The sequence below is a fragment of the Mucilaginibacter sp. P5_A6 genome (assembly GCF_056400585.1).
The window spans coordinates 1-12474 of record NZ_JBFUKZ010000028.1 but is presented as its reverse complement, the minus strand read 5'-3'; the positions used below and the strand labels follow the sequence as shown (position 1 = coordinate 12474).

The 12474-nt window shown below is 40.9% G+C and carries 9 protein-coding genes and 2 rRNA genes; 5 read left to right on the top strand and 6 right to left on the bottom strand.

Going from position 1 to position 12474, the window contains the following annotated elements; translation table 11 throughout:
* Window positions 1-19: 19 nt before the first annotated feature.
* Window positions 20-1039 carry an aldo/keto reductase gene (locus tag AC1DO4_RS23970; protein WP_477420091.1) on the bottom strand — a complete coding sequence of 340 codons (1020 nt, stop codon included), beginning with the start codon at window positions 1037-1039 and terminating at the stop codon, window positions 20-22.
* Between the two features lie 187 nt (window positions 1040-1226).
* Between AC1DO4_RS23970 and AC1DO4_RS23965 the strand changes: the two genes are divergently transcribed.
* Window positions 1227-1553: a hypothetical protein gene (locus AC1DO4_RS23965; RefSeq protein ID WP_477420090.1), complete on the top strand. Its 327-nt coding sequence runs from the start codon at window positions 1227-1229 to the stop codon at window positions 1551-1553.
* Between the two features lie 73 nt (window positions 1554-1626).
* Here AC1DO4_RS23965 and AC1DO4_RS23960 read toward each other — a convergent pair whose 3' ends face one another.
* Window positions 1627-2607 (bottom strand): acyl-ACP desaturase, encoded by a 981-nt coding sequence (locus tag AC1DO4_RS23960; RefSeq protein ID WP_477407660.1) that lies wholly within the window; start codon window positions 2605-2607, stop codon window positions 1627-1629.
* A 50-nt stretch (window positions 2608-2657) separates the two neighbouring features.
* On the bottom strand, window positions 2658-3764 hold the full coding sequence (locus tag AC1DO4_RS23955) for a glycoside hydrolase family 5 protein (RefSeq protein WP_477420089.1): 1107 nt from the start codon (window positions 3762-3764) through the stop codon (window positions 2658-2660).
* A gap of 93 nt (window positions 3765-3857) precedes the next feature.
* On the opposite strand from AC1DO4_RS23955, the gene AC1DO4_RS23950 reads away from it, so the two are divergent.
* From AC1DO4_RS23950 to AC1DO4_RS23935, 4 genes are all read left to right on the top strand, one after another.
* Window positions 3858-5204, top strand: a complete 1347-nt coding sequence (locus AC1DO4_RS23950) for a sensor histidine kinase (protein WP_477420088.1) — start codon at window positions 3858-3860, stop codon at window positions 5202-5204.
* A gap of 14 nt (window positions 5205-5218) precedes the next feature.
* On the top strand, window positions 5219-7300 hold the full coding sequence (locus AC1DO4_RS23945) for a cellulose biosynthesis cyclic di-GMP-binding regulatory protein BcsB (protein WP_477420087.1): 2082 nt from the start codon (window positions 5219-5221) through the stop codon (window positions 7298-7300).
* 166 nt (window positions 7301-7466) lie between these two features.
* Complete coding sequence (locus tag AC1DO4_RS23940) at window positions 7467-9311, top strand: glycosyltransferase (protein WP_477420086.1); 1845 nt, start codon at window positions 7467-7469, stop codon at window positions 9309-9311.
* Window positions 9308-10876, top strand: a complete 1569-nt coding sequence (locus AC1DO4_RS23935) for a hypothetical protein (RefSeq protein ID WP_477420085.1) — start codon at window positions 9308-9310, stop codon at window positions 10874-10876. The genes AC1DO4_RS23940 and AC1DO4_RS23935 overlap by 4 nt, the downstream gene beginning before the upstream one ends.
* 172 nt (window positions 10877-11048) lie before the next feature.
* Here the strand turns inward: AC1DO4_RS23935 and AC1DO4_RS23930 are convergent, their stop codons facing one another.
* The 3 genes from AC1DO4_RS23930 to AC1DO4_RS23920 all read right to left on the bottom strand — a co-directional run.
* Window positions 11049-11429: a nuclear transport factor 2 family protein gene (locus AC1DO4_RS23930; RefSeq protein ID WP_477420084.1), complete on the bottom strand. Its 381-nt coding sequence runs from the start codon at window positions 11427-11429 to the stop codon at window positions 11049-11051.
* Between the two features lie 457 nt (window positions 11430-11886).
* Window positions 11887-11998, bottom strand: a 5S ribosomal RNA gene (gene rrf / locus AC1DO4_RS23925).
* Between the two features lie 258 nt (window positions 11999-12256).
* Window positions 12257-12474: ribosomal RNA gene (locus tag AC1DO4_RS23920) — 23S ribosomal RNA — on the bottom strand; the annotation flags it as partial.

Here is a 12474-nt window from a genome sequence, read left to right as displayed (position 1 = left end):
TAGTACTGCTGACTTAACACTACCTCTTCTCCACCCTATCATAAAATCCACCGAAGCTATTATTCTTAACAGCTTCCTCGTTAAAAAAGTCGCCGGGAAAACCTAATTCAATAGCGCTGGCATCGCTCAGGCGTTTCATCTGATCGGCGCTTAAAGTAACATCAACGGTTTTTAAATTATCCAGCAACTGATCTACTTTGGTAGCGCCCACAATCGGGATACAGGAAAAATATTGCTGGCGGGTCCAGTTCAGCGCCACGTGGCTTTCGGATACACCAAGTTCGGCGGCTACTTCCATTACTACTTTTGTAATCTTTTCCGCACGGGCATTCAGTCGGTTGCTTTCGGGTTTTATACGTCCTTTATCACCTTTTAAATATTTACCGGTAAGCGCGCCACCTGCAAGCGGAGCCCATGGCGTAACCGTCATCCCAAAATGTTTGGCCATTGGTATCAGCTCACGCTCGGCGGTACGGGCCAGCAGGCTGTACTCTACCTGTAAGGCAATAAACTGGCTCCAGCCCATCAGCTCGGCAATGGTGTTCCCTTTGGCTACCACCCAGGCGGGTGTATCGCTTATGGCAGCATAAGTTATTTTGCCTTGCTTAATCAGGTCGTCCATTGCGCGCAATACTTCATCAATCGGGGTAATATTATCCCAGATATGCAGGTACAAAACATCAATAAAATCGGTTTTCAAGCGCTTCAGACTTTCCTCCACACTACGCATCATGTTTTTACGGTTATTGCCCGATGCATTAGGGTTGGTTATGTTATCCTTTAGGGTGTATTTGGTAGCCAGCACAAAATAATCACGGTCATGGTTACCAATATAATCGCCAATGATCTTTTCGCTGGTGCCCAGTTTGTAAATATTGGCGGTATCCAGGAAGTTGCCGCCGGCATTGGCGTAGGCGTCCATAATAGCAAAACTGGTTGCCGCATCGGCACCCCAGCCTCCTTCGGTACCAAAACCCATGGTACCCAGGCATAGTTCAGAAACTTTAAGGCCCGAGCGGCCAAGTAATTTGTAGTTCATATAAGCCCCCTCTAAATCTCCCCCTGAAGGGGCGACTTGTTGTTTTTTTAGATTGATATTTATTAACAATTGCCCCATATATACCTTCATAATGGCATTTCAAAGCCCTCTCCTCTGGGGAGGGTTGGGTGGGGCTCAAACAATAACAAATTTGCTTTGTAATATTAAACAATGCAAATGTATTATCATGAAAATTATAACACTCCACTCGCCCATTCATATTCATGAGTTATTTAATATCCTGCAATACAAGCTAAACCCGCTTTTCCATGAGTGCAGGCATAGTGATATTAACTTTACCATAAGCGGGAAGGATGATGTTCTTGAAATAAGTCAGCCGGATTTGTATGAAGGTGTTTTGTTCAGCCTGCACATCAATGGCAACGAACTTTGGATAACCCGAAATGAGCATTATGTAGATGATGTAAACTCGCTGACAATTGAATCAATCCTGAACAGATTGTTTGCCGATGTTGCCGGCAGCCGGGGTACCGACCTGGTGCGGGAAGGCTAATGTAAACCCAAAGTACGCTAAACAAAAAAGACGCATTTTCATGCGTCTCTCCTTAAATATCTTTTAATGAGCCTTACCCGTTTATCCAGCTAAATTTATATTCAAGCATCGGGTTTTTCATACGGTCGGCTACACGTATCAGGCGGCCGGGCAGGTTCATGATATAATCACGGGCCTTTTCGCCGCTTTCGTTAAGGTCGGTAACACTTTCAATATGCCAGTCTTCTATCAGTTCTTTCAGTATATCCACATAGTCGATAGCCGTGTAGATACCCAAACGCTGGGCAGCATCGGTAAAGTGGCCAAAGGTTTGGCCAATTTTTAAACCAACTTCGCGCAGGAAATGGGCCGGCATTACAATTTTTTTACGCATCATATCCTCAAAGGCTATCATAGCCTCGTTAGGATCAACTTCAAATATCTTTTCAATAAAGTATTTGTACGCTTTAGCATGGCGGGCCTCATCACCGGCAATTACACCACACATTTTTGATAGCAGGGTATCACCATCTTTTTTAGCCTGTGATGCTACGCGCCTGTGCGATACGTTTGTTGCCAGTTCCTGGAAAGAGGTATATATAAAGTTGCGGTAGGGGTCGGTTCCGGTACCAATATCAAAGCCATCGGCAATTAAATACTGGGTTGATACCTCCATCATACGCATATTAACACGACCCGAAAGATAAAGGTATTTGTTTAGCAGATCGCCGTGGCGGTTCTCTTCGGCGGTCCAGTGGCGGGTCCATTTCATCCAGCCACCAGCTTCATCTTTTGATACCCCATCAACCATGGTAAGCCATGATTCATAGGTTGGCAGGGCTTCTTCGGTAATTGTATCACCAACTAAAACCGCTATCAAATCATAGCTAAGTCCCTGGGCGCTTTCCTGTAACTCTTTAATCTCGTTAAAAAAAGTATCTCTTGAAGAATCAGGCAAAAAATCTGATGGCTGCCATATCGTGTCAACAGGTTTTAAAAAATCATACATCTTTTCGAGCATGAATTTTTCTATGTGGCTCATTACTTCCCTGCGCTTTTCTACAAAAAATTCCATAACAAATTATTAATCTTCAAAGGTAACATTTAAAGCACAATAATGTTACATCATTTTAAGGCTTTATAACCTATTGCGTCTTTCATACAGGCCGGTAAACTATCCATTGATGGCTTGCCTGTAAATATAGAAAACGTGTCGTTATAATCCCAAAACATACCCGGTATATGAAGTTTTTTTAACGCTGTTCTTACAGCCTTAATATACCTGCAGCGGCTATCAATATCAGCATATTTATTATAGGCGCCATACTCGCCGCAAATAACCGGCACATCATACTTAACAGCCCAGGTCTTTACTATCTGCAGTTTATCGTTTACCGACTGTTCGTTGCCATCGCGCTTATACAATTCATAGTTAATTTCGCCGCTCGTGCCCTTAGCCTTCGGGTTAAGCACTGGAAAATTTTCCGCACTATAAGGAAATGATACCCCGGTTGTTGCAACCTGGTTGCCTACCCAGGCTGCACCCTGGTGGGTAAAAAAGAAAGGTTCATAAAAGTGAAATGTGTAAATAATGTTCTCATCGGCAAGTCTTACAAACCGGCTCAGCTCATATATGCTGTTATAGTTTGAAGCACCAATAATAAACGTGCGTGTTTTATCAACTTTGCGTACGGCAGTTACTATATTATATATTGCGTCTTTCCACACATTGGGGTTCATATGGGGCGGCTCGTTATACAACTCAAAGAAAACATCGTCGGCACTTGCATATTTATACCTTTTAGCCAATTTTTGCCATAAACTGATGATTTTAGGGGTTTCGGTACTGTAATTGGTATCTGTTAATTTCCCGTAATGGTAATCCAATACCAATTTAAATCCGTATCTATGACATTGCTTAATTACTTTATCAATGTATCCCTGTATTTGCTCAGACGATACGCGTTCTGATTCGAAGAATGTAAATGCTACAGGTAACCTTATGCTCCTGAAACCAAGCTTTTTTAACAGCAAAAAATCGGCATCTTTGATTGCCCCCTGCCCGGGTATGTTTTTATTCCAGGTTTGCTCCAGCCATGAAAAACTGATACCATTATTTAGGGCATATGCTCGTTTAAAGGCCAACGCACGCAAGCTGCCGTTTTTTGGACTGCTTTTTGTAACTGGGCAACCTGTTGCAATAAATAATAATATTAACAAAAGCCTTAACATGTTCGTAAAACATATTGTTTTGTTCCTCCACCTATTTTGTTTAAAACAGTCAACCAGCATAGGCCTTAATTTATAATTTCAAGATAACGAATAATGTTTGTTCAAATTACAAAAGAAGAATTAATAAAAGAGACCTCAAAAAAAGCCTGGTATCAAACCAATAATATTGTTTGGACTATTATATTTCTTTACCCTCTTTTTAGCATAGTTGATTTTATATATGCCGAGGATATTTGGCTCCAGTTTTTTATTGTGCGTATAATTATATGCTTAATAATTTATGCTTTGCATAGCTTTATTCAATATAAAAAGTATAATTATCGCATATTACTTCATATTACAATGTTGTTGTTATCTGTAACATCGGCATTCCTTTGTAACATAGTAAATGTTCAAAATCTAAATATATATTATTCACTTTTTGCCACACTAATATTATTTTTTAACCTGCAGGTGTTTTGGGAGCCTGTTAACTCCATCATCCAGCTTTTATTAGCAATATTATTGCTTGCCATATTTTTTAATATGCAGCATGAATATAATCTTGATATCGCCATCAGCAATGGGGGGCAATTGTTTTTTATTATTGCTGTAATATCATGCCTTATTCCTAATACCCGTTACAAGGTAATGCAGCGCGATGTTAAATCACAGCTAATGATTGAAAAATCAAATGACCAACTAAAACAGCAAAACACCTCTATCAACGAGAAAAACAACCTTATTGATATGCAATATGAGCAATTACGTAAGCTGGACGGGCAAAAGAACAGCTTTATTAATATTGCGGGGCATGATCTTAAAAACCTCATCGGCTCGATAGTGATGAGTAATAACATGATAAAAGATGAAGATTACCGGCTAAGTAATGATCAAAAAGAATATGTGGGTTATATAACCGAGTCGACCGAGAAGATGCAGTACATGCTTAATAAGCTGATGGATGTTAAAGAGATCGAATCGCCGGAAATGAAATTTAACCTGGAAATATTTGATATAAATATTGAGGTTATGCAAGTTTTTAAAGGCTTGTTTGAAACCGCCCAAATGAAAAACATCCACCTTATTGATAATATTTTAAAGCTGCCGCTTAATGTAAGGCTCGATAAGGTATTTGCAGGGCAGGTATTTCAAAATCTGTTATCAAATGCCATAAAATTTTCGCAAACCAATAATACTATAAAAGTTGTAACCAGCCTTCAGCGCCAACGTTTTGTATTTGAATTAATTGACGAAGGTATTGCTATTGGACAGGATGAATTGGATATGATGTTCAATAAATTAAAAACACTTAATGATACATCGGGCGTTACCGAAAGCCGCCTGGGGCTTGGCCTTTCAATAGCCAAACTCATGACCCAGGAAATGGGCGGCGAACTATCATACCGCAGTGACGAGAATGGTAATTATTTCAGAGTAGAATTTTACGTTATAAATTAATTATTTACAACCAGATGAATAAACTTTTATCCCTCTTAGCCTTTTTATTTCTCTTCAGCACGGCATCAAGAGCACAAAACATGGTAACCTTTAAATCGTTGGGCCATGATGACGACGTAATATATGGCATGAGCGGCGCCAATTCATTTTATTTTAAGATCACGCCGCTTACCGAGATGAATGGCAGCAAAGTGGTTTTATTTTTTGAACCATCACAAGCTTTGTTAAAAGAACGCTCGTTCATCAACGTTATTATTAATAATAAGCCGGCATATAGCGGCAGAATGACCAAAGATTCTATCCAAAAAATAGCCCTTAACTTAACCAGGGCCGATCTGTCGAACGATAAATTCCTAAAAGTACAGATAAAAACCCTCCTCACTATAACAGATGATGAGTGCCGCGACCTGGATAACCCCGCCATGTGGGTAAAGGTTAAAAATTATTCATACCTGTCGCTGGTGCGCAGCAATAAAAGCTTTTTTAGTAACGTAAACATCAGCAATTGCTTCGATTCAAAAAAAGCGATCGTTTACCCCGCCAATCCTTCACTGCACGACCTTAAAGCCGTAGCATGGGCTTATTCAAGACTGAAAAAGACCCAAACAAGAGACATCATGGTGTATGACGAATCTCATGTTCCGGATAGTGTACGAAACTACATCAGGGTTGGCAATATATCATCACTGCCGGCAGCAGCGCGCGATCTTATTAAAATATCGCCGCAAAGCGATCAGGGTTTATTTTACCTGCACAAATCAATTACCCTGGTTACCGATACCAATACCCGGATGGTTGAATCCAGGGGCGTACTTGTACCTGTTAAAGTAGCATCACAGGAAAATGTTATTAAAGAAATTTTATTTGTAACCGGCGGCGACGATAAAGGGTACGAAAAAGCCATCACCGCTTTAGGTAACATGAATGTTTTAAATTCAACTTATGGCGATTACCTGTTGATTGAAAAAGCGCAAAACACCTTCTCGAAAACAATTGATGAAAACCGTTCAAAGCTTTCATTAAAACAAATTGGCGGTGTTGGCGACTTCCTATCGGGCATAGGTTCATTAAAAAGCGCTTATACCTTTAAAAACAGCGACTTTAGCTTTACGCCAAAAGAAGTTGAGATAAGGTTTATAGCCAATTACAGCGCTTTAAGCCCGGGCGACCGCGGTTTCTTCAACATCTATTTAAATGGCTTGCTCATCAGCAGCGAAAAGCTGGATGCAACCGGCAAATTAAATACAGCCATAACCATTAACCGTTACCAGCACCATAAATACAACACCCTTGAGGCCGAGTTTAGGTTTTACCCAACAAGCGGGCATTGCAAGGATAGTTTTACCAACTTTTTTGCCGAGGTTGACGTAGATAAATCATACCTGGAATCAAAAAACCCTTTTGTAACCAGCGACCTGAGCTTTTACCAGTATCCGGAGGCATTTAATACCGGTACTACCCGCATAATTGTTACCAAGGACTATGCAAAATATGCCGCCGGCGCAATGGGCGAGATCATTTATGAACTAAACAATAACATTAACGCCAACAATTTCCCTGAGTTTGTTTACTCGAGCGATATTCCATCAGCCGATCTTAAAAAATATAACATTATCGCCCTGTTATCAAAAGATGACCAGCTATTAAAAGAGTTCGCTGATGCGCCAATTCAGTTCGAAAGAGACTTTAGGCTATACAATACCGATACCAATACCCCGGTATATTCATTATCAGATACGGTATCAAACGGCCTGGCCCAGATATTTTACGGGCGCAGCAATAACGCCACGCTGGTTATTACGGCAACCGGAAAACACATTTCCGAAGCGTTCCTGGCTGCTTCAAAATCAATTACCGAGCAACTTTCAACACTATCAAGTAACGTATGTATATCTGATGTTAACTCAAACAAATACTTGTTTAACATCAATAAATCAAGCGAAAACCTGGAGTATATTGATACCAAAAGCGACCTTACCCGTTTCTGGGACACCTATAATCTTTACATTCTGTTAGGCATATTGATATTGATATTATTATCGTTCCTGTACGTGCGGTCAAAAGTTCAAAAATCACAGGATCTGTTTAACGATTAACCTTTTAAAGTATCAAGTAGTTAGTATCAAGTATCAAGATTTTTACACCTGTACTTGATACTTGATACTTGATACTTGATACTTGATACTTGATACTTGATACTTGATACTTGATACCCGATACTAACTACTTAATACTAACCAAACGTAACTTACATTATAAATAATGAGTATTTCAATTCCTGAACTTTTGGTTAACGACAGGTTTATATCACCAGGCGATCAGGAAAAGATCAAAAAATTTTCGGATAGATCGGGGATGTCATACGTTAAAATCGCCCTTAACTTTGGTTACATCTCCCGCAAAAACTACGACCGCTCATTAAGTAACGCCGGTTATCAATTTGCACAAATAAGGGATGAGGCTTTTGACCCCGAAGTGCTTAAAAAGGTAGAACTGAAATTCGCCAATGACCATCTTGCCCTGCCGCTGCGGATACAGAACAACCGGGTGGTAACCCTCATGGCAGATCCAACCAACCAGTTATTTTTGGATTTTATAAGGTTCAACTATGATATGGAACCCGAAATTATTGTAGCCTATGACCTTGACATCACCTGGTTAAGCCATAAGCTGCTCGGAGAAAAATATGTTAAAGCATCGGTATACGAACTTTTAAGGCGCGACCCAAAAAGTTCGGCATCCATCACCTTTACAACCCCGCAACTGGTTTTCATTTTTAGCCTGCTGGCCTTCATTGCTATAGGGATGGTATTAAACTTTAAAAATACATCCATCGCTATAAACGTGGCTATCAGCATGTTTTTCCTGGTGGCTATTATATTTAAGCTATTCCTGGCATTGGTGGGTTCGCGGTTCGAGCTGCACCAGGCGGTTTCCAAAGAAGAGGTACGCAATGTTGTTAATGATGATTTGCCGCCCTACACCATACTTTTACCGGTTTACAAAGAGGATAAGCTGATCAAAAAACTCATCTGGAACCTGCAAAGTTTAGATTACCCGCGCGATCAGCTTGATATTAAACTACTGATTGAAGAGGATGATGATAAAACACTAAAAGCTGTTCAGAACCTTGATTTCCCGGGCGTTTTTGAAGTGATTGTTGTGCCTTTTCACATGCCAAAAACCAAACCGAAGGCTTGTAACTACGGTCTGCATTTTTCAAGGGGAACGTTTTTAACCATTTATGATGCCGAAGACATTCCCGATACAGATCAGCTAAAAAAGGTGGTAGCCCTGTTTACCAAATTGCCTGAGCATTACATCTGCATCCAAAGTGCGCTCAACTACTTTAACCGTAACGAGAACTTTCTTACCCGCATGTTTACCCTTGAGTATTCCTATTGGTTTGATTACATGCTGCCCGGACTGGATACCCTTGATATCCCCATCCCCCTGGGTGGCACCAGTAACCACTTTAAAATGGACGCGCTGATTGAGCTTGGCGCCTGGGACCCGTTTAATGTAACCGAAGATGCCGACCTGGGCGTACGTGCATATGCCAAAGGATATAAAGTAGCCATCATCAACTCTACTACTTACGAGGAAGCCAACAACGAACCCTTTAACTGGATCCGCCAGCGGTCCCGGTGGATAAAGGGATATATGCAAACCTACCTGGTCCACATGCGCAACCCGGCTGCCCTTGTAAGAAAAATTGGCTGGAAAGGTTTCCTGGGCTTTAATTTTTTTATTGGCGCCACATCGGCCACATTTTTGGTTTATCCCCTGTTACTGTCTATTTTTATTTGTTATCTGGTATTTGATTTTTCAACCATCCGCAGCCTGTTTCCGGATTGGGTTTTGTTTATGGCCATATTTAACCTGATGGTGGGCAACATCCTGATGATATACGTAAACATGATGGCCGTATTTAAACGCAGGTATTTTGAACTGATATTGTTTGCCATTGCAAATCCTATTTACTGGTTAATGCATTCGGCGGCGGCATATATGGGTTTATATCAGTTAATAACCAATCCGTTTTATTGGGAAAAAACAAACCATGGTTTAAGTAAAGTTAATAACCCCACAAACGTTGTTAAATGATCATATCAAAAAACCAATTTGTGTTTATAGTAACTGTAATGCTTGCCGCTTATTATATGGTGGTGGGTGTTTATATGAACCATTGGGGCTACTATAACCAGGAAAGCATTTTTTACATCGAAAAAACCAAAATCATTTTTGATGGCCTTGGCAACCGCATAAAAATAATGGGCCTTACAGCACCGCTTTTACCTTTTTATGGCGCCATCATTTTTAGCTCCATCAATACTTTCCTGGCGCCGGTAATAGCATCGGCAATAGGCACGGCGGCTCTGTTTTACATTATTGCATCGGCAATGAACTCCCGTATAAAAGACGACGACTTTTACCTGTGCATGGTTGCGTTATTGTTCTTTTTTCATCCGGGGATGCTCTATGTAGCTACATCGGGTAAGGCAATTTACCTGGTGCTTATCTTTTTTTTCCTGTTCTTTTATAACCTGTTGAAGTTTTACCGGTCAAACACTACGTTTCACGTTTCGCTGGCCAGTATCTCGCTGGTTACATTAATTTTTTGCGATTATAAGTTTATATGGATCTGCCTGTTTTTTATCCCGCTGGTATTGGCCATTACCCTGCAAAGCTTAAACCTTGGCGAAAAGGAGTCCATCTTCAGGTTGTTTTTGAGTTTCAACAATCCATCGCTGCGCCGTAAGCTTGTGGGTAAAACGGCCGCTATTTACATCATCCTGTTTATACTGCCAATAGCATCGGTTATATGTTATAAGCTGCTCAATTTAACCCATGCCAGCGATCTCAACTACTTTATTGAAAGTCCATACGCCACCTGGAATGTACTGGTAGATAAGCTTAATTACGATATGACCACCGCGGCCGTCAACTACCGGCTGCCCGATGTTTCCATATTGGTTTCGGCAAGGGTTATTTATTTTTGCCCGCTTATTTTGGTGGGTATTTACCTTTTCAGAGAAAGCACCTACCAGGCGCTAACCATTTTAACGCCATTTGCATTTGTGGAGTTTTTGCACATGAAGTACGATAAGCTGTTTATTACTTATGAGTACTACCTCATCTTTCTTATTCTTGCCATATTATGCCTCGTGTTTAAAGCCAAAACCGTCCGTAATCAAAAACTGTTTAAGCTTATCATCGTATTTGTAGTTTTGCTGCAATTATATACCGGGTACATTTTTCTGTCCAGATCATTTATACATGATGAGAAGAGTTTCATCACAACCCTTATAAACCGAGGCTCTAATACCGATCAGGCCGAAACGATAGAAATGGCTACATACATTAACAGCCTGCCACAAAATACACATATACTGATGGATGATGCGGTATCGTACCCTGTTGCAGCATTTACTACTGATATTAAAAGGTTAACACTGCCCTACCAGAACATTTTTTTAAGCGCCATAGAAACCCCATACCATTACGCCGACTACATACTTATTGCCACGCCTAAAAATCCATTCACAGGCTATACACAGCTCAACGATAAATATATTCCCCTCATCAGGAAAGTTAACAGCGGTATCAACTACAAACGTGCTTACGAAACCGATAACTGGATCCTGTACAAGATCATCTCTATAAATTAACTTTTAACTGTCCTATAACTGAAGCAAAAACCTGCCCGCAACGGCAGGTTTTTTTGATTTGAATTAAAGCCACCACCAATCCGTCAATTGCGGGTGGCAAAATCCCGAGACCCTGAAGGAGGGAATATCAATTCGACGAAAGACTAAGTTTAACCGGGTAATATTATTTTGGCTACCCTTCCCCATCCAAAACCGGCGAACCCATAATAAACCAGGCTTTCGCGATTTTATCATTTGCCACTTCATAAATACAAAGCGCATCAATATGCCCAGGTCCATCCGCAAAAGTGCGCGAAACAACCTCAAAGTCCACAACCTTATTGTTGAGCACTGTACGGCTAATCAGTTTGCCAAATAAATTGGGTTCTTTAAACCGGGTAATATGCCGTTCGCGGATGGCTGCCGCCCCGCTGGCTAACAAGGTATCCGGAAATTCATAATACAAAGCATCATCGGCCCAGTAAGTCATAAACAAATCAATATCACGGGCATTGTAAGCATCCAATTGTTTTTTCACTATTTCTTCCATAGTGCTTAGGGCGGTATTTTCCATTGGGGGTTATTTAGAGGGACTAATATAGGGGATTGGATGATATTCTGCTTTGTGTGGCTGCATGATTATGGAGTGTTAAGGGTGCAAGGAACCCTACAAATATACCACCCGCCATTCCACAAAGTGGTGACACTACTTTGTCAGTACCTGGAAGGTGTTCCAAAGGGTAGCCAGCGGAGCATTTCAGGGTCCCGGCAGGTAGCCGGGATGGTGGATTAAGGGATCAAAAAGGGATGCTTAATAATCCTCACACAAACCTTGATATTTCTGCACTTTTCTGCACTTTTTCTATCCAAAATAACCCTAAAAGTCCCCCTTTTCTGGTCATTTATAGCATAAAAGTAAAGGCACTAAGCTAATCGCCCCCTTTTTTGAATTTTGACTTTTAACTTTACCCGAAAAAACAAAGGTGCACAAAAAAGCCCTTGACCGTTTCCGGACAAGGGCTTGATTTAAGATTGGGCACCGACCTACTCTCCCACGTTTTACCGCAGTACCATCGGCTCTGGCGGGCTTGACTTCTCTGTTCGGAATGGGAAGAGGTAGACACCGCCGATATAGGCACCTGAATTTCTTTTGAGCGGAAAGCTCAAGGCTCAAAGCATAAAGCTTCTTTGCCAATTCATTAGTTTGTTTGCTGCTTCGCTTTTGGCTTTACGCCTTTAGCTTTCAGCTAAACAATGACATATTATTGAAAGAAGTTCTTGATTAAAGAAAACAACAGTATTAGTTTTTCTCGGTTCATTAGTTCACTTGTTCATTCGTTTATTAGTATTGCTACCAATGAACTACTGAACCAGTCAACCAATGAACCATTCATTACCTGCTATGAGAAAGCTTCGGGCAATTAGTATCACTCGGCTATGATGTCACCACCTTTATACCTATGACCTATCAACGTAGTAGTCTCCTACGACCCTCAATGGAAGTCTCATCTTGTGGCTAGTTTCGCACTTAGATGCTTTCAGCGCTTATCTATTCCCAACGTAGCTACTCTGCAATACAGCTGGCGCCATAACAGATTCACCAGAGGTTAGTCCAACCC

Excerpts from the sequence above, each read along its gene's own strand:
- AC1DO4_RS23970 (WP_477420091.1), bottom strand. The coding sequence starts at position 1,039 with ATGAACTACAAATTACTTGGCCGCTCGGGCCTTAAAGTTTCTGAACTA.
- AC1DO4_RS23965 (WP_477420090.1), top strand. The coding sequence starts at position 1,227 with ATGAAAATTATAACACTCCACTCGCCCATTCATATTCATGAGTTATTT.
- AC1DO4_RS23960 (WP_477407660.1), bottom strand. The coding sequence starts at position 2,607 with ATGGAATTTTTTGTAGAAAAGCGCAGGGAAGTAATGAGCCACATAGAA.
- AC1DO4_RS23955 (WP_477420089.1), bottom strand. The coding sequence starts at position 3,764 with ATGTTAAGGCTTTTGTTAATATTATTATTTATTGCAACAGGTTGCCCA.
- AC1DO4_RS23950 (WP_477420088.1), top strand. The coding sequence starts at position 3,858 with ATGTTTGTTCAAATTACAAAAGAAGAATTAATAAAAGAGACCTCAAAA.
- AC1DO4_RS23945 (WP_477420087.1), top strand. The coding sequence starts at position 5,219 with ATGAATAAACTTTTATCCCTCTTAGCCTTTTTATTTCTCTTCAGCACG.
- AC1DO4_RS23940 (WP_477420086.1), top strand. The coding sequence starts at position 7,467 with ATGAGTATTTCAATTCCTGAACTTTTGGTTAACGACAGGTTTATATCA.
- AC1DO4_RS23935 (WP_477420085.1), top strand. The coding sequence starts at position 9,308 with ATGATCATATCAAAAAACCAATTTGTGTTTATAGTAACTGTAATGCTT.
- AC1DO4_RS23930 (WP_477420084.1), bottom strand. The coding sequence starts at position 11,429 with ATGGAAAATACCGCCCTAAGCACTATGGAAGAAATAGTGAAAAAACAA.